Annotated in this window: 17 protein-coding genes and 2 pseudogenes; 8 read left to right on the top strand and 11 right to left on the bottom strand. The window is 57.1% G+C overall.

Annotation, left to right across the window (positions count from 1 at the left end):
* Positions 1–5: 5 nt before the first annotated feature.
* From AC0TNJ_RS03630 to AC0TNJ_RS03620, 3 genes are read right to left on the bottom strand one after another with little or no spacing between them, the layout of a single operon-like run.
* The gene (locus AC0TNJ_RS03630) at positions 6–1,313 is read right to left on the bottom strand and encodes an MFS transporter (protein ID WP_473770265.1); all 1,308 of its coding nucleotides are present in this window, start codon (positions 1,311–1,313) and stop codon (positions 6–8) included.
* A 44-nt stretch (positions 1,314–1,357) separates the two neighbouring features.
* A complete protein-coding gene (locus tag AC0TNJ_RS03625) occupies positions 1,358–2,908 on the bottom strand; it encodes an indolepyruvate oxidoreductase subunit beta family protein (RefSeq protein WP_473770264.1) in 1,551 nt (516 codons plus the stop codon).
* Between the two features lie 10 nt (positions 2,909–2,918).
* Positions 2,919–5,072: a thiamine pyrophosphate-dependent enzyme gene (locus AC0TNJ_RS03620; RefSeq protein WP_473770263.1), complete on the bottom strand. Its 2,154-nt coding sequence runs from the start codon at positions 5,070–5,072 to the stop codon at positions 2,919–2,921.
* Positions 5,073–5,338: 266 nt separating this feature from the next.
* Between AC0TNJ_RS03620 and AC0TNJ_RS03615 the strand changes: the two genes are divergently transcribed.
* Genes AC0TNJ_RS03615 through pcaF form a run of 7 tightly spaced genes read left to right on the top strand, consistent with a single transcriptional unit; the run spans position 5,339 to position 14,138 of the window.
* Positions 5,339–7,663 carry a bifunctional salicylyl-CoA 5-hydroxylase/oxidoreductase gene (locus AC0TNJ_RS03615; protein ID WP_473770262.1) on the top strand — a complete coding sequence of 775 codons (2,325 nt, stop codon included), beginning with the start codon at positions 5,339–5,341 and terminating at the stop codon, positions 7,661–7,663.
* 27 nt (positions 7,664–7,690) lie between these two features.
* The gene (locus tag AC0TNJ_RS03610; RefSeq protein WP_473770261.1) at positions 7,691–8,491 is read left to right on the top strand and encodes an SDR family NAD(P)-dependent oxidoreductase; all 801 of its coding nucleotides are present in this window, start codon (positions 7,691–7,693) and stop codon (positions 8,489–8,491) included.
* On the top strand, positions 8,488–9,339 hold the full coding sequence (locus tag AC0TNJ_RS03605) for an enoyl-CoA hydratase family protein (RefSeq protein WP_473770260.1): 852 nt from the start codon (positions 8,488–8,490) through the stop codon (positions 9,337–9,339). Before AC0TNJ_RS03610 ends, AC0TNJ_RS03605 begins: the two co-directional genes overlap by 4 nt.
* A gap of 2 nt (positions 9,340–9,341) precedes the next feature.
* On the top strand, positions 9,342–10,517 hold the full coding sequence (locus AC0TNJ_RS03600; protein WP_473770328.1) for an acyl-CoA dehydrogenase family protein: 1,176 nt from the start codon (positions 9,342–9,344) through the stop codon (positions 10,515–10,517).
* A gap of 36 nt (positions 10,518–10,553) precedes the next feature.
* Positions 10,554–10,949 (top strand): RidA family protein, encoded by a 396-nt coding sequence (locus AC0TNJ_RS03595; RefSeq protein WP_473770259.1) that lies wholly within the window; start codon positions 10,554–10,556, stop codon positions 10,947–10,949.
* Between the two features lie 7 nt (positions 10,950–10,956).
* Entirely contained in the window at positions 10,957–12,936 is a 1,980-nt protein-coding gene (locus AC0TNJ_RS03590) for a 3-hydroxyacyl-CoA dehydrogenase NAD-binding domain-containing protein (RefSeq protein WP_473770258.1), read from the top strand.
* Positions 12,933–14,138 carry a 3-oxoadipyl-CoA thiolase gene (pcaF, locus tag AC0TNJ_RS03585; RefSeq protein ID WP_473770257.1) on the top strand — a complete coding sequence of 402 codons (1,206 nt, stop codon included), beginning with the start codon at positions 12,933–12,935 and terminating at the stop codon, positions 14,136–14,138. Before AC0TNJ_RS03590 ends, pcaF begins: the two co-directional genes overlap by 4 nt.
* A gap of 78 nt (positions 14,139–14,216) precedes the next feature.
* Here the strand turns inward: pcaF and AC0TNJ_RS03580 are convergent, their stop codons facing one another.
* The 6 genes from AC0TNJ_RS03580 to AC0TNJ_RS03555 all read right to left on the bottom strand — a co-directional run bounded on the left by AC0TNJ_RS03580 (position 14,217) and on the right by AC0TNJ_RS03555 (position 19,959).
* On the bottom strand, positions 14,217–14,900 hold the full coding sequence (locus AC0TNJ_RS03580; protein ID WP_473770256.1) for a GntR family transcriptional regulator: 684 nt from the start codon (positions 14,898–14,900) through the stop codon (positions 14,217–14,219).
* 128 nt (positions 14,901–15,028) lie between these two features.
* Entirely contained in the window at positions 15,029–16,147 is a 1,119-nt protein-coding gene (locus AC0TNJ_RS03575) for an aminotransferase class V-fold PLP-dependent enzyme (protein ID WP_473770255.1), read from the bottom strand.
* Between the two features lie 54 nt (positions 16,148–16,201).
* Positions 16,202–16,876, bottom strand: coding sequence for an amino acid ABC transporter permease (locus tag AC0TNJ_RS03570; RefSeq protein WP_473769150.1), 675 nt, complete (start codon positions 16,874–16,876; stop codon positions 16,202–16,204).
* Between the two features lie 114 nt (positions 16,877–16,990).
* Complete coding sequence (locus AC0TNJ_RS03565) at positions 16,991–17,788, bottom strand: ABC transporter substrate-binding protein (RefSeq protein WP_473770254.1); 798 nt, start codon at positions 17,786–17,788, stop codon at positions 16,991–16,993.
* A gap of 156 nt (positions 17,789–17,944) precedes the next feature.
* Entirely contained in the window at positions 17,945–19,114 is a 1,170-nt protein-coding gene (locus AC0TNJ_RS03560; protein ID WP_473770253.1) for a pyridoxal phosphate-dependent aminotransferase, read from the bottom strand.
* Positions 19,115–19,467: 353 nt separating this feature from the next.
* Entirely contained in the window at positions 19,468–19,959 is a 492-nt protein-coding gene (locus tag AC0TNJ_RS03555) for a MarR family winged helix-turn-helix transcriptional regulator (RefSeq protein ID WP_473770252.1), read from the bottom strand.
* Between the two features lie 473 nt (positions 19,960–20,432).
* Between AC0TNJ_RS03555 and AC0TNJ_RS03550 the strand changes: the two genes are divergently transcribed.
* The gene (locus AC0TNJ_RS03550; protein ID WP_473770251.1) at positions 20,433–21,221 is read left to right on the top strand and encodes a cyclase family protein; all 789 of its coding nucleotides are present in this window, start codon (positions 20,433–20,435) and stop codon (positions 21,219–21,221) included.
* 898 nt (positions 21,222–22,119) lie between these two features.
* Here the strand turns inward: AC0TNJ_RS03550 and AC0TNJ_RS03545 are convergent.
* Positions 22,120–22,224, bottom strand: a pseudogene (locus AC0TNJ_RS03545) (IS110 family transposase); the annotation flags it as partial.
* Positions 22,225–22,329: 105 nt separating this feature from the next.
* A pseudogene (locus AC0TNJ_RS03540) lies at positions 22,330–22,497 on the bottom strand (transposase); the annotation flags it as partial.
* Between the last annotated feature and the right edge of the window lie 325 nt (positions 22,498–22,822).

Genomic DNA, 22,822 nt, shown 5'->3' with positions numbered 1-22,822 from the left:
GTGACTCAATCCGTCGAGCTAGACGGGATCAGCGCGGTTGCCACAGCTGCGAGAGCGGCGACAATAGCAAAGATGTAGAAGTTCCACTGCGGACCGACATTGAGGCTTGCGATCAGTCCGCCCAGGAGCGGGCCCGAGAGAGCGCCGATGCGGGAGAAGCTCAGCGCCCAGCCGGTTCCGGCGGAGCGGATCGAGGAATCGAGCCGCTGAGCCAGAAAGCCTGTCAAAACCAGCGATGCTGACACCGTGCCAAAACCAGCAATTGCGACAAAAACATAGTTCATCAGCAGCGAGCCCTTAAAGGCAAGCGCCACAATGCCAAGCGCACCCAGCGCATAGGAACAGGTAACCGTACGGCGCACGCCGAAGCGATCCGCCCATGTACCCAATACAATACCCCCGATTGCCGAGCTAAGGCTGAATACGGCAAGGAATAGCAGGCTGTTGCCGAGATCATAACCGTTCTTGCGCATGATCTGCGGCAGCCATTGCGCGAGGCCATAGACCAAGAGCAGGCCCATGAAGAGCGCACTCCAGAAACAGGCCGTTTCAAATGCCTTTTTCGGGGAGAAGATTTCGCTGAAAACCGTGCGCCAGCCAACCTTGCTATGCTTGCGGACAATCGCCGCCGGAACGCCGACGCCCATGCGCGCTGCCGTCTTACGCGCCGCATCATGCTTGCCGCGCTGGACCAGCGATTCCACGCTTTCAGGCAGGAATGCGAGGAAGACCGGGATAAACAGCAGTGGGATCGCGCCGATCAGCACGATGGTGCGCCAGCCATGGACTTCAAGAAAACCGCGACCGCACAAAGCTGCGGCAAGCAATCCCATCGAATAGCCCGAATACATGAGACCGTAATTGAAGCTCTTCTTCTTGATCGGGGAATATTCAACCGTTAGCGCCGCCGCGACAGGAATGATCCCACCAAGACCGATGCCGGAAATAAAACGGCTCAATCCGAAGATGAACGGGGACGGCGCCATGGCGCTGACGATCATGCACAGCGAAAACAAAGTGATACAGGCGATGAAGAGCGGCTTGCGTCCATGGAGTTCGCTCAGCGTGCCCGCAAGAATACCGCCGATCAGCATGCCGATCACAGTATAGCTGCCGATGGCGCCAAGCTCTATCGGTGTCAGTTGCCAGACCGGATCGACAGACAAGGCGGGCAGAATGGCCCCAATGACACCGACGTCATAGCCTTCCGCAAAAATCGCAAGCCAGCACAGGCCAACGACGAGCAGGCTTTTACCTGCCGATATTTCCTTCCCGGCAACAGCCGGCGCATCTATGCTCTGGACTTGAGACATAGTCATTCCCCTTTTATTTTGAATTGGCGAGGCGCGCGTTTTGATCAGAGCGTCGCGATTGTTTTCAGAGCGCCATCGAGCGCGATGCCCTCCTCATCAAGCAGGGCTGCTTGCCGCAAGCGCCGCAACCAGGCCGCGCCGTCTTCCCGCTCGGACAGAAGAGGAAGAGCAGATAGGACGCGATCGAATTTCGACAGGCCGCGTGAATGCGTATCGGAATAGCCCTTAACCAGACGACGGCAGCCGAGAACCTCAACCGCTAGATCATAATTCTTGGGCAATGCGGCCAAAGCCTTTGCCAGCCAGGCTTCGCGGTGTTCGACTTCACGCTGATGACGCAGGCTACCGCGCCGGAAACGACGCAGGCCAGACACAACACAAAGCCCTGTGAACCAGAACAGCGTTCCCGTGTTTACCCGGCGCCCCTTGCTGACACGCTTGTCGAGCCACGCAAAGAGTTTCGGGCGATTTTCAATCCATGCGCCGATGCCTTTCGGCAAGGTGCCGCACACTTCTTCCATACGCGGATGCATATATTCGGTCGTATAGACGATCTGGTCCTTCTTGAGCCCGATTTCCTTGCGCACCCGCTCGAACCGCGAACCACGCACCTTGATATCCGCCACCCGGACCACATCGTCATAAGCCATAGCGACAGCGACATATTTTGCCGCCTGTTCGGCGAAGGCAAAGCCATGCGCCGCACCGCCATTATCGCGATCCGCCTTGAGCAAGGCGGCGCAACGGGTCAAATATTCATCCGCATAGGCTGGGTCCTGAAACTCGGTCAGTTTCTTGATGCCCGCAAAAAGCATGGGATGGCATTCAACCGGAAACTCGCTGCGAATGCGCGTGATAAGCGCGTCTAGTGCTGGGTGATCGGCCCGTTCGGGCAGAGGGTCGAGCCGCTTTGCGGGCGTTGCCGCCAGCTTGTCATTCGCGCCGCCAAGCGCGCGCTGATAGGCAGCTTCAAAAGCTCTGAGACTAGCTTCAATGCCTTTGCCGCCAGACTTGATAGTCGTTTCAAAGGCGGCTTTGTCGAAGGGCAAAGCGCCGGATGCCGCAAGCACGCCGAACAAGGCTGATGACACCACGCTGCCGCTTTTGGTTGCCAATGCTTCCATGTCGAAAGCGATGGTCTTGCGCGCGGCAAAGGCTGTCGCATCTTCGACGACCACGGGATTGCCGGTGCCGTCGCCCGGCTTTTCCTTTTCGCCCACCGCGAAAGAGCGATGGGTGGAGGTGATGAGTAAGGTCTTGTCCGGCGTCACGAGGCCACGCAGCACCGAGCGCCCCGCTTCCATCAATTCCGCTGCGATGACGATATCGACATCGCCAGGCGTGGGCATCAGCGACAGGATTGGGTGCGCACCTTCGCGGGCCCGCAACAGCTCAAGATAATAGATCGTCGCGCCGGTTCTTTGCGCCACGCCAGGCACAGAGGTTGTCTGCGCGACCCAGCCATTGGTTTCCGCCAGCGCCACGACCCAGTCGGCCAGAACGCCGCCGCCCTGACCGCCCATGGCGAGGATGGCAATCGACAGTGGTTTATCCTGCGAAAGAAGAACGGACGGCGATACATTCAGTGTGGCCATGGCCTGTTCCTCAATCCGCAAAGACGATGCGCGACGCGCGGCGGCGCTTTTGCAGCCAGCTAATGATGCCGGAGCGCAGGCGATGCATGAACTTGTCCCATCCCGTCGGGTTGTGGATGACATCGGCGCGATAGAAGGACGGACACAGAACCGCCGCTTCCGAAACCTCGCCGCAATTGCCGCAACCGACGCAGGAATTGTCGATAGCCGCGACCGGATCGTCCTTCAGCGGATCGTCGGTGTGCTTCACCGAAAGCGACGGGCAACCCGACAGGCGGATGCAGGCGTGATCGCCGGTGCACACATCCTCATCGACGCCGAAACGCTGCTTGACCATACGCTTGCCGTCCTTGACGGCCTTGGCGAATTGCGGCTTCACGCGGCGCTGCTTGTTGAGCATGCATTCCGACGACGCCACAATGATCTTTGGGCCTTTTTCTTCCGTCGTCAGCGCTTCCTTCAAAGTGTCGCGCATCTTTGCAACATCATAGGTGTGGTCGATCTGGCGAACCCAGCCCGCACCAATTCCCTTGACCGCATCGACGATGGAATTGTTGGTCTTGCGGCGCGGATTGATCGCTCTGGAAGACATGATGTCCTGACCACCCGTCGCCGACGAATAGTAATTGTCGACCACGAGGATGACGCCATCCTGCTTGTTGAAGACCGCGTTGCCGACCGAAGTGGCAAGGCCGTTGTGCCAGAAACCGCCATCGCCCATCACCGAAATGGAGCGCTTGCCCGCAGGCACGTTGAAAGCGGAAGCCGAGGCCGGACCGAGGCCATAGCCCATCGTGGTGCCGCCGATATTGAACGGCGGCAGAATGGAAAAGAGATGACAGCCGATATCGGCAGACACGTGATGCTCGCCGAGCTCCTTTTCCACCAGTTTCATGGCGGCGAAGATCGGTCGCTCTGGACAGCCGGTGCAGAAACCGGCGGGACGCGGCGGCACCACTTCTGCCAGCGCCTTGACGCGCTCATCAGCTAGAACCGGCGATGGATCGGGCAGCGGCGGACGGTTGCCGAGCAATTGGGGCGCATGTGCATCGAAGAATGCCGTCAGGCCCTTCAAAAGCACGGGCGTTGTGTATTCGCCGCCCAACGGCAGCACATCCTTGCCGGACAGTTTTGTCTGGATATCGCGGCGGCGCAGCAGCGTATGCAACGCCTGCTCGATATATTCAGGCGCGCCCTCCTCCAGCATCACCACGGCTTTTTTGCCGGCAACGAAGTCGATGACCTCGTCGTCTATCATCGGATAGGCCACATTCATCACATAAAGCGGAACGCGGCTTTCGCCGTAAACATCGGCCAGCCCCATTTGCTGCAGGGCACGCATGGCGCTGTTGTAAAGCCCGCCTTGCAGGATAATGCCGACATCGCCCTCTTTCGGGCCGAAATATTCATTGAGACGATTGGCTTTGACAAACTCGACGGCTGCAGGCCAGCGCTTTTCGAGCTTTTCCTTCTCGTGCAGGAAAGATGCGGGCGGCAGAACGATGCGATTGACGTCGCGCCTCGGATTTTCCAGCGCTTCGGCCAGCGTGTGGGCGGGTCTCTTATTATCTTTCGCCACAAACTGACCATGCACATGGCAGCTGCGAATGCCCACCTGCAACATGACCGGCGTGTTGGAGGCTTCCGACAGTTCAAAGCCCTTTTCAACGGCTTCCACAATCGAAGGCAGGTTGGGCCGCGGGGTCAAGAGCCACATTTGCGATTTCATCGCATAGGCGTGGCTTCGCTCCTGCATGATGGAGGAGCCTTCGCCGTAATCTTCGCCGATAATGACCAGCGCGCCGCCGGTCACACCGCCAGAGGCAAGGTTGGACAGGGCATCGGACGCCACATTAGTGCCAGCCGTCGATTTCCAGGTGACCGCGCCGCGCACCGGATACATCACCGAGGCGGAAAGCATGGCCGCTGCTGCAGCTTCCGATGCGGACGATTCGAAATGGACGCCCAGATCCTCCATCACATCCTTCGCATCAGCGAGAACGTCCATGAGATGCGAAATCGGCGAGCCCTGATAGCCGCCGACATAGGACACGCCTGACTGCAACAGCGCTTTGGTAACGGCGAGAATGCCTTCGCCGCTGAAAATATCGCCTTCGCCGAGCTTCAGATCCTCGACCTCGCGGGCGAATGACCGCTCCGCCATGATAGTTCCCCTTTTCCGTTTGCCGGAATATCAATTCATTTGCATCAGCATATTTTCCAATTCCAAAACATGTCAATAGTGGTTTTCAGACTAATGATAATTATTGCATTTGCATATTTTTCCGCATCACCAAACTCCTCGCCCTCGAAGCCATTTGAAAAATGGTAGCGTTTTTTTCGCTTGACGCATCGAAGTCGCCAATTATATTTTAAACTTAAAATAATTAACCGGCGCCGTTTGGCAGCATATCGGGAAGGGAACTCAACATGCGTATCGTGTGTATTGGAGGAGGTCCGGCCGGCCTTTATTTCGGCCTTCTGATGAAGAAGCTTCATCCAGAGCATGACATCACGGTCGTGGAGCGAAACCGCCCCTATGACACGTTCGGCTGGGGCGTGGTATTTTCCGACGCGACGATGGAATCGATGAAGCTCTGGGACCCGGAAAGTGCGGCTGAAATTCAGGACGCCTTCAATCACTGGGACGATATCGAGGTGCTATTCAAAGGCACTCGCCAGCGCACCAGCGGCCATGGCTTCGTCGGCATCGGACGCAAACGCCTGCTCAACATTCTTCAAGCGCGCTGCGAAGCGCTGGGCGTGAAGCTTCAGTTTGAAACTGAGGTAGAAAGCGATCTCGATTTCCCCGACGCCGATCTTATCATTGCGTCGGATGGACTGAATTCCCGTATCCGCAATCGCTATGAGGAAGTTTTTGAACCTGATCTGATCGTTCGCCCCAATCGCTATATCTGGCTCGGCACGGAAAAGCTGTTCGACGCCTTTACCTTCGATTTCCGCAAGACCGATCACGGCTGGTTCCAGGCGCATATCTACAAGTTCGACGACAAGACCTCGACCTTCATCATCGAAACCACCGAGGAAGCCTATCTGGCGCATGGACTGGACCAGATGGACCAGACCGCCTCCATCGATTTCTGCGAAAAGCTTTTTGCGGAAACGCTGGAAGGCGCGCCGCTGATGACCAATGCGCGCCATTTGCGCGGCTCTGCCTGGCTGAACTTCAACCGTCTGATTTGCGGAAAATGGAGCCACTTCAACGGCAACTCCCATGTCGTCTTGATGGGTGACGCAGCCCATACCGCGCATTTCGCCATCGGCTCGGGCACCAAACTCGCCATCGACGACGCGATTGAACTGGCCAATCAGTTCCAGAAGCTCGGACACGGCAAGGAAGGCATTCCTGAAGTCCTGCATGCCTATGAGGAAATCCGCCGGGTCGATGTCGCTCGTATCCAGAACGCTGCGCGCAACGCCATGGAATGGTTCGAGGTGGTAGGCCAACGCTATGCGGACACGCTGGAGCCGGAACAGTTCATGTATTCCATGCTCACGCGTTCGCAGCGCATCAGCCACGAAAACCTGCGTCTGCGCGACAAGAACTGGCTCGAAGGCTATGAGCGCTGGTTCGCTCGCAAGCAGGGGCTGAACGTAACAGAAGACGAACGTTGCCTGCCGCCGATGTTCACTCCCTATACGCTGCGCGGCGTGACACTGCCGAACCGCATCGTCGTGTCGCCAATGGCCATGTATTCCGCAACCGATGGCCTGATCGACGATTTCCATATGGTACATCTCGGCAGCCGCGCCATGGGCGGCGCAGGACTGGTCTTTGCCGAAATGACCTGCGTGTCCCCCGATGCGCGGATTACCCCCGGCTGTCTTGGCATCTGGAACGATACGCAGGCCGAAGGCTGGAAACGCGTTGTGGATTTTATTCACAGCAACAGCAATGCCAAGGTTGGCATGCAGATCGGTCATGCCGGACGTAAAGGCGCAACCAAGCTCGCGTGGGAAGGGATCGATCAGCCTCTCGAAGAGGGTTCATGGCCGCTTCTGTCTGCTTCCGCCCTACCCTATCTCAAGCACAGCCAGACGCCGAAGGCGATGGACCGCGCCGACATGGACCGGGTGAAAGCCGACTTTGTCGCCGCCACCAAACGCGCCGCAGAAGCGGGCGTCGATTGGCTGGAGCTGCATTGTGCACACGGCTATCTTCTGTCGAGCTTCCTCTCGCCGCTCACCAACCGGCGCGAGGATGAATATGGCGGCACTTACGAAAACCGCGCGCGCTATCCGCTGGAAGTCTTCCATGCAATCCGCGAAGCCTGGCCGCAGGACAAACCGATCTCGGTTCGTCTTTCCTGTCACGACTGGTTTGAAGGCGGCAACACGCCGGAAGATGCGGCGATCTTTGCCGACATGTTCAAGGCTGCTGGCGCCGATCTGATCGACTGTTCGTCAGGACAGGTCTGGAAGGAAGAAAAGCCGGTTTATGGCCGTCTGTTCCAGACCCCATTCTCCGACAAGATCCGCAACGAAATCCACATTCCGACCATTGCCGTCGGTGCGATTTCGGAAGCCGATCATGCCAATTCGATCATCGCGGCTGGGCGCGCCGATCTCTGCGCCGTGGCCCGTCCGCATCTTGCCGATCCGTCTTGGACGCTGCATGAGGCCGCGAAAATCGGCATCAACTCCATCGCATGGCCGAAGCAATATCGCTCCGCCAAATATCAATATGAAGCCAATCTCGCCCGCGCCGCAGCTACGCCGCAAGGCGCGAAATAGAGCCGGCGAGAGAACGGGGAGATTGCGATGAACGATGCCGCTGTTGGGCTTGCCCTTTCCGGCAAGCATGCGTTGGTCACCGGCGCCGGTAGCGGCATCGGCGCCGCTATCGCGGTTGGTCTTGCGCGCGCCGGGGCGAATGTGACCCTGGCGGGTCGCCGTCGCGAACCGCTGGAAGCAACCGCCGACCTTTTGGGCTGTCAGCGGTGCTTCATTGCCGATGGTTTCGATGTGACCAACCGCGAAGCCATTGCAACCGGGCTGGACAGCGCGCGCGCCGCATTCGGGCCGGTCAGCATTCTTGTCAACAATGCCGGAGAAGCACCGAGCGCACCTTTCGAGAAAACCAGCCTAGATATGTGGAGCCGCGTTCTCGATGTCGATCTGACCGGCGTTTTCAATGTGACGCAGGCGACCCTTGATGACATCAAGGCGGGCGGCAAAGGCGGGCGCATCATCAATATCGCCTCCACGGCGGGCCTCAGCGGCTATGCTTATGTCTCGGCCTATTGCGCTGCAAAACACGGCGTCGTGGGCCTGACCCGCGCGCTGGCGCTGGAACTCGCCCGCAAGGGCGTGACCGTCAATGCCGTCTGCCCCGGTTTCACCGATACGCCGATCATTTCCCGCTCGATTGCGGCCATTGTCGCCAAGACCGGACGGTCGGAGGAAGATGTTCTGGCAGAATTCGTCAAAGCGAACCCACAGGGACGCCTGATACAGCCCGAGGAAGTAGCTGAAACCGTGCTGTGGCTCACATCGCCCGGCGCGCAATCGATAACTGGACAGGCGATTGCAATCGCCGGTGGGGAGGTAATGGCAGGATGAACGACGGCACTGTTTCGATGGCCAGCAATCTGAAGCCTTTCAAGGACTATCAGGCCACGCATTTTCTATGGCAGACAAGCGGAGACGGTCGCGTGGCCACGCTGACCTTGAACCGCCCGGACCGGAAAAACCCGCTGACGTTTGAAAGCTATGCCGAGCTTCGCGATCTGTTTCGCGATCTCGCCTATGCCTCCGACGTACGGACCATCGTGCTGACCGGCGCTGGCGGAAACTTCTCTTCGGGCGGCGATGTGTTCGAAATCATCGAACCGCTGACCCATATGACAATGCCCGATCTTCTCGCTTTCACGCGCATGACCGGCGATGTCGTCAAGGCCATGCGCAAATGTCCGCAACAGATCATCGCCGCTGTTGATGGCATTTGCGCAGGCGCTGGCGCCATTCTGGCCATGGCATCGGATTTGCGCATCGCCACGCCGGAAGCAAAGACAGCCTTCCTCTTCACCCGCGTCGGCCTTGCTGGCGCTGATATGGGCGCATGCGGCATTCTCCCGCGACTGATCGGTCAGGGCCGCGCATCGGAACTGCTTTATACCGGACGCTTCATGAGCGCTGACGAAGGCGAACGCTGGGGCTTCTTCAACGCGCTTCACCCCCAGGGCGACCTGCTTGGCAAGGCCGAGGCGCTGGCGCGCAATATCGCCGACGGTCCATGGTTCGCGCATGGCATGACCAAAACCATGCTCAATCAGGAATGGGCAATGGGCATTGAAGAATTGTTGGAATCGGAAGCGCAAGCGCAGGCGATCTGCATGGCGACGCAGGATTTTCGCCGTGCCTTCGAGGCTTTCGCCGCCAAGCAGAAGCCCGTTTTCGAGGGGAACTGATGATGGAAAGTTCCGCAGCACTGCCGCTGACGCGGGAGCACCTCGACTGGCCGTTTTTTGACAAAGCCCATGCCGATTGGGCCGCAAAACTGGATGCCTTTGCTCAAAGCCCGGTACTGGCCGATGTCGATCACAGCGACACGGACAATGCCTGCCGCGCTTTGGTGAAAGCACTGGGCAAAGCCGGGCTGCTGGAAGCAGCCGTCAGCCTGACGGGCGGCGAAGGGATCGATTCCCGCAAGCTTTGCATTGCTCGCGAGACACTGGCCTATCACGATGGTCTGGCGGATTTCGCCTTTGCCATGCAGGGCCTTGGCACCGGCGCGATCAGCCTCACCGCATCGGACGAGCTCAAGCAGGCCGTGCTGCCGAAAGTGGCAAGCGGCGAATGGATTTCAGCCTTTGCCCTGTCGGAAAAACTGGCGGGATCTGACGTGGCAGCGATGAGTTGCGCTGCCAGAGCCGATGGCGACCACTATGTGCTCGACGGCGAAAAGACCTGGATTTCCAATGGCGGCATCGCTGATGTTTATACCGTCTTTGCCCGCACAGGCGAAGCGCCCGGAACACGGGGCATTTCGGCCTTTGTCGTTTTCGCCACTGATCCCGGCTTTTCAATCGCGGAGCGCATCGATGTGATCGCGCCGCATCCGCTGGCGACGATCCGCTTCGACAATTGCCGCATCCCGGCCTCTCGCCGCCTCTGCGCGCCAGGCGAGGGCTTTAAGATCGCCATGCGCACGCTTGATATTTTCCGCGCATCGGTTGCGGCGGCAGCACTTGGCTTTGCGCGCCGTGCAGCCAGCGAGGCGCTGTCGCATGCGCGGTCGCGTCCGATGTTCAGCGGCGCGTTGGCCGACCTACAGCTGACCCAAGCCACGCTTGGCGACATGGCGACCGATATCGACGCCGCAGCGCTTTTGACCTATCGCGCCGCATGGCGCCGCGACGTTCAGAAGCTAAACACAACCAAGGAGGCCGCAATGGCCAAGATGGTTGCGACGGAAAACGCCCAGCAAACCATCGACAAGGCCGTGCAGATGTTTGGCGGTCGCGGCGTGAAAAGCGGCGAAATCGTCGAGCGGCTTTATCGCGAGATACGCGCACTTCGCATCTATGAGGGCGCAACGGAAGTGCAGAAACTCATTATCGCGCGCGAACTGCTGAAGGCGAATTAAAGCCCGCCTCCCGCGCGCATTTTCTGGAGATACAACATGCTTAAGACACTTCAGCCACAAGGCTGGGCCCGCCCCATCGGATATGCCAATGGCGTTGAGGCGCGTGGACGTACCGTCTATATCGGCGGCCAGATCGGCTGGAACGAACAACAACAGTTCGAGACCGACGATTTCGTCGAGCAGACCGAGCAGACACTGAAAAACATCGTCGCCATTCTGGCGGAAGCTGGCGGCGGGCCGGAGCATATCGCCTCCATGACCTGGTATTTCACCGACAAGGCTGAATATACCGCCAATCTGAAAGGCATCGGCCGCGCTTATCGCGATGTGATCGGCAAGCACTTCCCCGCCATGGCGGCGGTGCAGGTGGTCGCGCTGGTCGAAGATCGGGCCAAGATCGAAATACAGGCTTTTGCCGTTATACCGGACTGAGACCGCGATGGCCGATAGACGCGAATTCTCCCCCGTTGTAACCGGCACTGTTGTCGATGGCATTCTTGTCGTCACGATCGACAACCCGCCGGTCAATGCCACCTCCGCCGAGGTACGCAAAGGTTTTGCCGCAGCCATTCGCCATGCTTCCGCAGAAGCGGCGATCCGCGCCACCGTGCTGAGCGGCGCAGGCAAGATCTTCATCGGCGGGGCGGATATTCGTGAATTCGGCAAGCCGCCGGTCGAACCGACATTGCCGGATGTCGTCGCGATCATCGAAAGCGCCGGCAAGCCCGTGGTGGCAGCGATTAACGGCCCTGCTTTGGGCGGCGGACTTGAGGTTGCACTTGCCGCTCACGCGCGGATCGCATCGACCAGCGCCACTTTTGCCTTGCCCGAAGTCAAGCTTGGGATCGTGCCCGGCGCTGGCGGCACACAGCGCCTGCCCCGATTGATCGGGCCGCTTGCCGCCCTGGACAAGATCGCCACCGGACGCCAGATCGCCCCGGACGAAGCGCAGCAATTGGGCCTGATCGACCAGATTTCGGGCGGCGAGCTTGTGGCCGACGCCATCGCGCTTGCCAATGCGCTGGTCGGCAAACCCTTGCGCCGGACGGGCGATTTGGCCGTTACCGCACCCGATGCTGCCGCCTTTGAACAGGCCAAGGCGAAAATACTGAAGAATGCACGCGGCGCGACCGCCCCCGGCGAAGCCGCGCGGCTGGTGCAGCTATCCATAACGACCGCGATTGCCGAAGGTCTGGCCGAAGAACGCGCAACGTTCCTCCGCCTGCGCGACAGCGAAGAGGCGGCCGCCTTGCGGCACCTTTTCTTTGCCGAACGCGCCGCTGGAAAAATGGAAGGCATGGAAGCGAAGCCTCTGGCGCTTTCCACCGTCGGCATTGCCGGCACCGGCCTCATGGGGTCAGGTATTGCCGTTGCCTGCCTTGCTGCTGGCTACAAGGTCATCGGCTATGAAACGACGGTGGAAGCCGCCGCCAAGGGCCATGCGCGGATCAGCGATATGATCCAGAAAGCTGTCGATACCGGTAGGCTTTCCGCTGAGGCCGCTGACGCGCAACGCGCGAAGCTCTCCGTCAGCGCCGACATGGCCGCACTGGCCGATGCCGATCTCGTCATCGAAGCCGTCTTTGATGATTTCACCGTCAAGGCCTCGCTGTTCCGCGAGCTTGACGCGTTGCTGCCTGCGGCAACCATTCTGGCGACCAATACGAGCTATCTCAACCCGGACGAACTGGCCGCTGTCACAAACCGCGCCGACCGGGTGCTGGGCCTGCATTTCTTCTCGCCAGCCAATATCATGCGGCTCCTGGAAGTGGTGCGCTGTGCGGAAACATCCGACGAGACGCTTTCAACCGGCATCGCCTTCGCCCGCAAGATCAAGAAGCTCCCCATCGTCACCGGTGTTTGCGAAGGCTTCATCGGCAACCGGATGTTTTCGGCCTATCGCACCGAAGCAGAGAAAATGCTGGCCGAAGGCGCCTATCCCGAAGATATCGATCGCGCCATGGAAGCTTATGGCTTTCCGATGGGGCTCTTCGCTGTTTACGACATGGCTGGCCTGGAAATTGCCTGGGCGCGGCGCAAGAGAGCGGCGGCAAGCCGCGATCCGAACCTTCCCTATTTCGACGTTGCCGACCAATTATGCGAAGCCGGACGTTTTGGCCGCAAGGCCGGTCTCGGCTGGTATCGCTATGCGGATGGTGTTCGCACAAACGATCCGGAAGTCCACGCATTGATCGATGATTACCGCGCACGCAATGCCATTGTCGCACGCGGTTTCAGCGATGAAACGATCATGCAGCGCCTGCTCGCCGCCATGGCGCTTGAAGGGCAATCGTTGTTGGAAGAAAGCATTGCGCGTCATTCCGACGACATTGATCTGGTTCTGGTCAACGGATACGGCTTCCCGTCGATCAAGGGCGGCCCCATGTTTGCGATACGCCAGATTGGAGAAACACGATGACAGAGGCTTTCATCTGCGATTACATCCGCACACCAATAGGGCGTTTTGGCGGAGCGTTGTCCAGCGTCCGCGCGGATGATCTTGCCACTACACCGCTCAAGGCACTCGTCGAGCGTAATCCGGCACTCGATTGCGACGCAATTGACGACGTGATTTTCGGATGCGCCAATCAAGCGGGGGAAGATAACCGGAATGTTGCGCGCATGGCAGCATTGCTTGCGGGCTTTCCCGTTGCTGTTACAGGGACGACAATCAACAGACTGTGCGGTTCCGGAATGGATGCAGTGCTCGCCGCCGCACGAGCCATCCGTGCAGGCGAAGCAGAACTTACGATTGCTGGTGGGGTGGAGAGCATGAGCCGCGCACCCTTCGTTTTACCCAAGGCAGACAGCCCCTTCTCGCGTCGCGCGGAAATCCACGATACGACAATTGGCTGGCGCTTCGTCAATCCGGTACTGAAAGCTCAATACGGCATCGACTCCATGCCAGAGACCGGGGATCACGTGGCTGTCGATTACGCGGTCACACGCGCCGATCAGGATGAATTCGCCTTGCGAAGCCAGAAGAAGGCTGCAGCAGCACAAGGCAACGGTCGACTGGCACAAGAAATTACGCCTGTTTCCATTCCTCAGCGCAAAGGCGACCCCGTGATTGTCGGCGCAGACGAACATCCGCGTGAAACTACCCTCGATGCATTGGGCAAACTGAAACCAATCAACCGGCTGGAAGGTGCCACGGTTACGGCTGGCAACGCGTCCGGCGTCAACGATGGTGCAGCCGCGCTCATCATCGCTTCGGAAGCTGCTGCCCGCAAATTCGGCCTTTCACCTGTCGCTCGCGTTCTGGGCGGCGCGACGGCCGGCGTTCCTCCACGCATCATGGGTATTGGTCCAGCGCCGGCCAGTCAGAAATTGATGACACGGCTGGGAATGAGACAGGAGCAATTCGATATAATCGAGTTGAATGAAGCCTTTGCCAGCCAGGGATTGGCCACGTTGCGCCTTCTTGGAATTGCCGACGACGATACCCGCGTCAATCCGAATGGTGGTGCCATCGCTCTCGGACATCCGCTCGGCATGTCTGGAGCGCGCATCACTGGCACCGCAGCGCTGGAACTGAAACTTGGTGGCGGTCGCCTTGCCCTTGCCACGATGTGCATCGGAGTAGGACAAGGTATCGCCATCGCACTCGAAAAGGTTTAGCGCTTATGACAACGATCTGGCGTTTGGCACATGCACGGCTTCGCCCACGCCATTTTGCAAGATTGAGCACATCTGCGCCTAGCAGAGTTTCTGCAAGAGCTTTTGCGTAGCTTCTATATCCTTGATCATCAGGCTGCCCGCCCTCTTTGCGTCGCCAGCGCGGACGGCGTCCAGCAATTCGTAATGATAGGCTGAATAAGGATGGACAATGCCATCATCAACCTGTTGACGAACATGATTGGAAAGAAGACGCATATAGGGTCCAAGTCGCAGCCACAGCGTTTCAATCATCTGAGGTAACGTTTCCGATCCCGACAGTTCATAGATCGTGAAATGAAATTCGTGATTCTTGCGCAGCATGTCATAGATCTTGCCTTCATGCCCGAGAGCCTCATGCTCTCGCGCCAGCGTCAGGCAGCGGTCAATGTCTGCAGCTCCCATCCGTGGGGTTGCAAGTTCAGTGGCAAGCCCTTCAAGAGCGACGCGAACTCGAGAAATGTCGTCCAGCCTTTCACGTGAAATATCGGGAACGCGTGCCGATCCGTTGCGGGCAATTTCCAGTCCGTTTTCCGCCGCCAGCCGTCGCAGCGCCTCGCGTACCGGCATATGGCTTGTACCGAACTCCGCGGCAAGCGAAGCTATCGTCACTGCCTGTGATGGCTCGAATGAGCCCCACATCAAAGCCTGGCGAAGCTGTTCGTAGACACCGTCCTGTACAGTTACGCGTGAGGATACTTTCAACAGACGGGTTTCACCGATCATTTGATTCAAATCCCTTGTCTCCGTGTTCTTTAGCTATAGCATTTTAACGGCCGATAGGATCACCGGGTGCCGCATAAATACGGTGAAAACAACGGGTTCGAGTAGAAATCGGCATTTAACTGCAATGCTTAACCAATCGCCAGACTATCCAGCGCGTCGCACAATGCTTCTGTTTCCGCACGGGAGGTCACCGACCCCGGTGAAAACCGCAGAATGCGACTGCGACAATCACAATAGAAATTTTCTTCCTTCAAGGCGGTCGCGATCGCCGCCGCCTTTTCAACAGAAGCCGCCTGCACCATTACACTGCCGCCCCGCTCTTCAGTCTTTTCTGGAGAGACCAGTGTCAGTGCTGGGTTGGCAGCTATCCGTTCCGCAATTATGCAGGTCAACAGTTCATTGTGCCGGGCCAGTGCATCGACACCCATCGCGGAAACAAAATCAAGACCGGGTTGTGAGGCGATAGCCGCCAGAACGGCAGGCGTGCCATGGTCAAAGCGCCGCGCATCCTCGGCATAGGCAAACGTATCGAGATTCCAGGAAAACGGATTGGGTTGACTAAACCAGCCGCGCAGTTCCGGCTTGCATGTAGCCAATAGTCCAGGACGGACGTAGATCGCCCCTGCTCCCGAACTTCCGCACAACCATTTGAGAGACGACCCTACCACCACGTCTATCTCACCGACGGAAAAGGGACGAATACCAACACCCTGAGTGATGTCCGCCACGATGATCGTGCCGTGTTGCTTGCCGTATTTGCAGATCAGGTCCATGTCTGCACGCTTCGACGTCGTGGATGACACCCATGTTGCCAACGCAACCGCAACGTCGCTGCCCCAGGCGTCGATGAAGTCTTCATCACGTACAAAACTCTCGCCCGGTCTCATGGGCACCGTTTCAAGCGTGAATCCGAACCGAGCCTGCAACCCGGCCAGTAGAAAATGCAGACTGGGGAAACAATCGGCAGCCGTTAAAATCCGACGGCCGCGCAATAATTCATCCGGCAAAGCACCGATCAGGCTGTAAAGGGCCAGCGTCACATTCTCCGCAGTGGTCATGGATCCAGCGGGAGCGCCAATCAGGCTTTCCCAACTTCGGATAAAATGGCCCCGCTCCTCCAGCATTGCCGGCCACTGAGCGTCATTTTCCGCCGACCATATATCCGAGTAACGATCGAGTGCCGTTCTCACTTTTTCCGCTTTACCCGGAAAGGTGCCGATCGAGTGATAGAGAAAATAGCCGCTCATGTTCTGTCTGCCATATTGCTGTTGCCGATGCCGCCGGTGAAACCGGAAGGCGATCTATCGGACTTTCTCTTTTTTGAAGCGTGCCTCAAGGAGCGCCACAAGGCGCACCAGCGGCAGCAAAAGGATGAGATAAATCAGTGCCGCGCCAATCAATGGTGTCGGATTGGCATAAAGCGCCTGTGCGTCCTGCGCTTCCTTCAAAAGCTCGGGCAGAGCTACGGTAGACGCCAGTGCAGTGTCCTTGAACATGGAAACACAATTGCTGGTAGTCGGCGGAATGATGATACGGATTGCCTGTGGCAAAACCACTTTCCAAAGAGTAACCGGGAATGAAATTCCAAGAGCCGAAGCGGCTTCAAACTGACCGCGCGGCACACTTTCAATGCCGGATCGGAACACTTCCGCCGAATATGCGGCCATGACCATGGAAAAAGACAAGATGGCTGAAGTCCAGGCCGAAAAACGTATGCCGATGAATGGAAGCGCATAATAGATGAGGATCAGCACCACCAAAACCGGCATGGCGCGGAATACATCAATATAGGCGATGGCGAGATAACGAAGTATCTTCGGCCCGTATATGCGCACAATACTGATCAGCAAGCCTGATAGAACACCAAAGAAAATGCTGGCGATACCGATAAGAAACGTATTGAGCAGGCCGCGTCCAAGCGCTGGCAGACTCGAAGCGAGAACATCGGCATTCAGGAAGGTTTCGACGAATGTCATATTGGCGTCCTTCGCAGGCAATCCCGGGAGCGCACGACCGGTCAGTTGAAGCAGTAACGGTCGAAGATGGGCCAATCCTGCAAATGTGGCCCATCTGCCATCAACGTCAAAAGACTACGACTTCGGGATCGGTACGACGGTTACTGTCGAAGAACTGGCTGCTGGGTCTGTACCAAACCATTTTTTATGAATAGCCGCAGTGGTACCGTCCTGCTTCATCGCGGTAATTGCATCGTTGAGCTTGCCAAGCAACGGATGGTTCTTCGCCATCATCAGACCATATTGTTCGCCGGTCTGAATTCGGTCTTTCACGGCAAAACCCTTCATCTTGAGAAAGAGATGCTCCATGCCGGGTATGTCAGAGATGACGGCGTCGATACGGCCTGCACCGAGATCGAGAAACAGATCCTGTTGCGAGTTGTAGCCCTTGATATCGGCGAAACCTCTGGTCCCCTTGTTTTCCTTGACCCATTTTTCGCCGGTAGAGCCAGAAAGTGCGCCAACCGTCTTGCCTTTCAGATCACCCAGTCCTGTAACAGCACTATCGGCCTTGGTGGCAACCCCAATGTCTGAATCGTAATAAGGCTGGGTGAAGGACTGCGATTTCAGGCGCTCGGGCGTGATCGTGATAGACGAAACGGCCACGTCGATACGGCGAGAAGTGGTCGCGGCAAACAGTGCCTGAAACCCGTAATCAGCTATTTCCGGCTCCAGACCGACCCGCTTTGCTGCCTCCTTAGCGATATCAACTTCGAACCCTTCAAATGTCCCATCGGCGTTTTTCAATTCAAAAGGAGGATTACTGGGATATGCACCGATACTAAGCGTGTCGGCAGCCAGAGATGCGGTTGTTATGGCAAAGGCGCCCACAAGGCCTGCCATAGCCAGAAATGTACGGCGACAGATCATCATATTGTTGTTCCCTCTATGGGTCGTTTCTTTTCGGTAGAAGTCCAGGTTCTACTTGTGTCGACCTATTTGATTATTTGATCACACTGAATTTTAAGTTTCAACTAAAAACGCGTCGGCTTGAACAATCGTGCTGTAGCAAAGATGCTTTCCAACGGCTCAAATGGAACCAAAAAAACGCTGTAAGCGATCCATGGCTTCATTGACGCGTGCAACCGATTGCGAACCGAAACAGACACGCAGATGTCCTTCGCCGCCCGCTCCGTAAAAACTCCCCGCTTCCACCACCACGCCTGCCTCGGTCATGATGCGTTCAGCCATATCCTGGGACTTAAGACCCAACGAAGCGATTTTGGGAAATGCGTAAATCGTGCCTTCTGGCCAGTCGCATGTGACACCAGACATCTGGTTTAACCGCGATACGACAATGTCGCGCTTCACTTTGTCTTCCGTCACCAGTTCGGCCAATATCTCCTCCGGACCGGATACGGCGGCCAGTGCCCCCGCCTGAATGAATGTGTTCACGTGAGTGACGTCGTTGGTCGTGATCTTCAAAATGCCTTCGATCATATGCGGAGGCGCTGCGAGATAGCCGAGGCGCCAGCCATCCATGGCGAAACTCTTGGTAAAGGCGAACATTGAAATCGTTCGCTCCTTCATGCCGGGCAAAGAAGCAATCGAAATATGACGTGCGCCATCAAACAGTATCTCTTCGTAAACCTCGTCTGAAACCACCACCAGATCGTGACGACGGGCAATATCCGCCAGGACTTCAAGTTCCTCACGACTATAGACCCGACCCGTCGGGTTACACGGATTGATCAGCACAATCACCTTTGTGCGGGCCGTGATTTTCGGTTCGATCAGTTCCGCCTTGATTGAAAACCGATCGCTGGCATCCAGCGGCGCCAGAATGGGTTTGGCTCCAGCGAGTTCTATCTTGCCGATATGCTGAGGATAATAAGGTTCCAACAGGATTGCCTCATCTCCTGGATCAAGCAGCGCCATGAAAGCGGCAAAGGACCCGTGGGTCAGCCCATTGGTGACAACGATATCGGAGGCTGAAACATCCATATCATTCTTTTCCCGCAGACGGACCGCCAAGGCTTCCCGCAATTTAGGAATTCCCTGAAAATGCGAATAGTGAACATCGCCTGACATCAATGCGTCGACCGTCGCTTGTTTGATATGCCTTGGCGTATCCGAATGGGGGCTGCCAAGCTCCATGTGAATGAGGTCACCGGCATTCGCGCCAAGCGCTGCCGCCCGAGCATACATACCAAAGGATTTGCGGGAGCTTTCGGTAATACGTTTGGCTAGGCGGGCCATGAATCTATCTCTCCTGTTGTTGTCGGCATTGGCCCGCCCTGAGACGACGGCCAAAGCGACGTTGCCGTGAAATGATCGGCAGGCGGACCAATGCCAGCACCGCCGTTCCTCTGCTGGCACTTGTTTTGAGGGGTGCGCAGAAACGCCGCTCCAACCGAAACGATCCCCGCACACCCAATCTAACGATCATTTGATCAAATAAGCAAGAAGAATATTTCATGAAGCCCTTGCCCTCATGGGAACATGATTTATCTTCTATCTATTTGTTATTATTTCTGTTTTATTCAACAATCCACACGAAGGCAGAAGAAGATAGAGCAATGCAGTTCATATGGAACAGGCAGAAGAGGATACTATTCTTCATTATCATCGATAAGGTGATTACCGACCGATTCCTTGAGATGTTTCATATCTCTCAGCAGCGAAGCGATCGTTTCGCGGTCGAGCTCAGCCATAAGGTCCCGTAGCCAGCTCTCATGGACCCGTGCCATTCTGGCGAATACCGCTTGCCCGGTTTCGGTCAACTGCGCGACAGTAACACGTCTGTCGGCTCCGGGTGTCTCACGGCGCACCAGTCCATCGGATTCCAGCCGTTCAATCAGGCCGGTTATGTTGCCGTTCGTCACCATGGTCCGGCGCGACAGCTCCCCCAGCCTCAATCCGTCCGGCTCCCGGTAAAGCTGGGCAAGAATGTCGAATTGTGGCAGTGTCACGCCAAATTCATTACGCAGACGGCGGCGAATTTCCTGTGAAACCAGTCTCGTTGTTGCCAGCATACGAAGCCAGAGGCGCAATTCCTGCTTCTCGCCCTCATCAACTTCAGTGACTATAAATTCAAGATCCATTACCCGCCCGGTGATATTATTGCGCTGCAGTCACGAGAATTGCGCCAGCCAGCCGATATTTCAAGCCTAAATAAACCTGAGTGCCCCACCCCGCGCCTTTTATTGGTCCGCTGGTCGGGACGCAATCCTCCTGAAAAGCAATCGAACTGTGAGGATACAATATGCAAGCCTTGGACACGCACGCGAAGTTTCCACCGGCGACCGCTATTATACTTGAATGCATATAATGACACCCACCTCCGCCAGGGATTTATTGTCAGCCGGACTGTCCCCCCTCTTACAAAAAGTCCAGATAATTGCCTTTCAGACCCTTACTCCTCCGTTCCACGGGATGTTCCAAGAAGATTTTCACAAAGGGATACTTGCAAGAGCATATTCTCTGCCATAGGCTTCGAGCGAACGTCCGAAAGAGACCGGTTCATCAACGACCGCACAATAATGCCGGCGCCGGCTCAGGACGAAATGGGGATTTCATGAACGATACATCTGCTCTTTCCAGCCTTGCATCTGGGCTACTGTCTGGTGCCGTCAAGGTCGTTGATATCACGGCCCCACTTGGCCCGGATACGCCTGTCCTTTACCTTCCCCCCCAGTTCGGCAAGAACACGCCGAATGTTAAAGTTCACACTATAAGCAAATACGATCAAAACGGGCCGTTTTGGGCCTGGAACTGGATAGAGCTTGGCGAGCATACCGGCACCCACTTCGATGCTCCCTGTCACTGGATTACCGGCAAAGATCACGCCGACAACACCACCGATACGATCCCGCCGCAGAACTTCGTTGCTCCCGTAAACGTAATTGACCGTTCCGCACAGGCTGCCGCCGACGCCGATTATCTTCTAACGGTGGAGAGCATCAAGGAATGGGAAGCCGAGCACGGAGAAATTGAAGCCGGATCATGGGTTTTGATGCGCACCGACTGGTACAAGCGCAATAGTTCGACTGATACATTTCTGAATGCCGATGAAAACGGCCCGCATTCTCCAGGACCAACGGCCGAAGCAATCGAGTATCTGCTTTCCAAAGGCATTGTTGGCTGGGGTCAGGAAACGATCGGTACAGATGCGGGATCGGCGGGAAATATGACCCCACCGTTTCCAGCACACAATCTTATGCATAAGGCAAACCGATACGGTCTGGCAAGCCTGAGCAATCTTGACCAACTACCGGCCAAGGGCGCGATCCTGATCGCAGCCCCTTTGAAGTTCGTAAAAGGCACTGGCTCGCCAGTCCGTGCGCTCGCACTTGTTGCTGGATGAAAGTAGAGAACGATCACCGCGAAAGATAAAGCCACAGGAGTATGAAGCACGTCCGACTTTCCGAGCGTTTTGCACGGAAAGCACATGCTTTTGTCATCTTGCTGACCCGACAAACCGCGAGCACGCAGGGAGGAGACGAAATCGTCTTTTCCCATACCTTGGCCCCACCACGGACGGTACAGCGGCGGCGCAACCCTGTTTGGCTCAATGTCATTCTCCCATGGGAGTTCTGACAATACCCCTGTAAAGACGGGCTGCCTCATCCATGGGCAGCGAAGGAGATTTCCTTCGCTGCCTCGATCAGTCTGGTTTCCAATGTCCGCTGGACGGCCTTGGGCATATCGATAGGCAGAACGAAACAGATCGTTGCCTCCACTGCGCTCCGCGCATTGACCAATGGGGAAGCCGGACATTGAGTGAAATTGTTGATAGCGCCAACAGTATGAACTGATGGGGTGGATGCCCCTCCGGTTGGCATCGGGGTATGATGCCTGCCCAGCGCATGGTAGCGCTCACGGAGGAAAGGCAGATGACACAAGTGCAAATCCTTGCGATCGACCTCGCGAAGCGGAGCTTCCAAGTCTGTGGAACGGATCGCGGCGGGGCGTGTGTGGATGCCCTCGGTTTGGTAAGAAGATTTTTTGACGGCTGTCCGCGAACGAGGAATTCTATCGGTCGTGTGCCAGGCCTCTCGATGTGGCCGGATTAGCCACAGGCCGGGATGCAGTTCGAAGAATAGGGACCACATCGGTTCAGAGAGCTTCTTGCTCGAGCGCCGGGACTGGTTTACCCCATTGTGAACATCGAAGTCCTTTCCGCATCGTCCCGTCAGTCGATCTTCCTACCGGGGCTTTTGGCCCCCGGCATCACCACATTGTCTTTCGCGAAAGGCAGCGGATCACGCCATTCTGTAATTCTGCTGCCTGGTCATCATTGCCCAAATGATGCGCGCCATCTTATTGGCGAGCGCGACAGCAGCCACCATTCGAGGCTTTCGGCCCAGAATGCCTCCTAACCAGTTGTCCGGTAACACGCCCTTGCGCACGATCCAGCGGATCAGGCTCATGGCTCCGACGATGAGTAGCTTTCGGATATCGGTTTGCCCCATCTTGCTGACACCACCCAGACGCGGCCCCCGTGGAGTGCTGCCTGGGCACAAGGCCAAGCCAGGCAGCAAATTCCGACCGCTCTTAAATGCGCGAAGATCTGGAGCAAATGCGAGGATCGCGCTGGCGGTTACGGGTCCGACGCCGGGAACGGTGCAAAGGCGACGCATGTCTTCATTTGCCTTGGTTGCGTCTCGAAGCTTCAGCATCAGCCCGTCGATCTTCTCGGTTAGCAGCCTGATCTGGTCGAGGTAAAGCTGACCAATCTCTCCCACGCCAGCAGGGAGGTCATTGGTCTCATCGGCCAGAATGCCCACTACAGCCGAGAGATTGGCTGGGCCTTGAGCGGCGATATGGCCTGCTGCCGGTTTCGTGGACACCGAGTTAAGGTGTTTCCGATGAAACTGGAGCGCATGAATGCAACGAAGGAAATTCAGCCGCGAGTACAAGCTTGAGGCAGTGAAGTTGGTGCGAGAGCGCGGGGTCAGTGTTGCG

This window comes from Ochrobactrum sp. PL_is483 (assembly GCF_055816855.1).
The sequence above is the reverse complement of the archived record's forward strand: the minus strand, read 5'-3'. Positions and strand labels throughout refer to the sequence as shown.

Bases quoted from the DNA above. Each gene is read 5' to 3' on its own strand.
- AC0TNJ_RS03580 (WP_473770256.1), bottom strand. From the start codon at position 14,900: ATGATCGGTGAAACCCGTCTGTTGAAAGTATCCTCACGCGTAACTGTA.
- AC0TNJ_RS03600 (WP_473770328.1), top strand. From the start codon at position 9,342: ATGGAAAGTTCCGCAGCACTGCCGCTGACGCGGGAGCACCTCGACTGG.
- AC0TNJ_RS03620 (WP_473770263.1), bottom strand. From the start codon at position 5,072: ATGGCGGAGCGGTCATTCGCCCGCGAGGTCGAGGATCTGAAGCTCGGC.
- AC0TNJ_RS03590 (WP_473770258.1), top strand. From the start codon at position 10,957: ATGGCCGATAGACGCGAATTCTCCCCCGTTGTAACCGGCACTGTTGTC.
- AC0TNJ_RS03605 (WP_473770260.1), top strand. From the start codon at position 8,488: ATGAACGACGGCACTGTTTCGATGGCCAGCAATCTGAAGCCTTTCAAG.
- AC0TNJ_RS03610 (WP_473770261.1), top strand. From the start codon at position 7,691: ATGAACGATGCCGCTGTTGGGCTTGCCCTTTCCGGCAAGCATGCGTTG.
- AC0TNJ_RS03570 (WP_473769150.1), bottom strand. From the start codon at position 16,876: ATGACATTCGTCGAAACCTTCCTGAATGCCGATGTTCTCGCTTCGAGT.
- AC0TNJ_RS03560 (WP_473770253.1), bottom strand. From the start codon at position 19,114: ATGGCCCGCCTAGCCAAACGTATTACCGAAAGCTCCCGCAAATCCTTT.
- AC0TNJ_RS03630 (WP_473770265.1), bottom strand. From the start codon at position 1,313: ATGTCTCAAGTCCAGAGCATAGATGCGCCGGCTGTTGCCGGGAAGGAA.
- pcaF (WP_473770257.1), top strand. From the start codon at position 12,933: ATGACAGAGGCTTTCATCTGCGATTACATCCGCACACCAATAGGGCGT.
- AC0TNJ_RS03555 (WP_473770252.1), bottom strand. From the start codon at position 19,959: ATGGATCTTGAATTTATAGTCACTGAAGTTGATGAGGGCGAGAAGCAG.
- AC0TNJ_RS03595 (WP_473770259.1), top strand. From the start codon at position 10,554: ATGCTTAAGACACTTCAGCCACAAGGCTGGGCCCGCCCCATCGGATAT.
- AC0TNJ_RS03565 (WP_473770254.1), bottom strand. From the start codon at position 17,788: ATGATGATCTGTCGCCGTACATTTCTGGCTATGGCAGGCCTTGTGGGC.
- AC0TNJ_RS03550 (WP_473770251.1), top strand. From the start codon at position 20,433: ATGAACGATACATCTGCTCTTTCCAGCCTTGCATCTGGGCTACTGTCT.
- AC0TNJ_RS03615 (WP_473770262.1), top strand. From the start codon at position 5,339: ATGCGTATCGTGTGTATTGGAGGAGGTCCGGCCGGCCTTTATTTCGGC.
- AC0TNJ_RS03625 (WP_473770264.1), bottom strand. From the start codon at position 2,908: ATGGCCACACTGAATGTATCGCCGTCCGTTCTTCTTTCGCAGGATAAA.
- AC0TNJ_RS03575 (WP_473770255.1), bottom strand. From the start codon at position 16,147: ATGAGCGGCTATTTTCTCTATCACTCGATCGGCACCTTTCCGGGTAAA.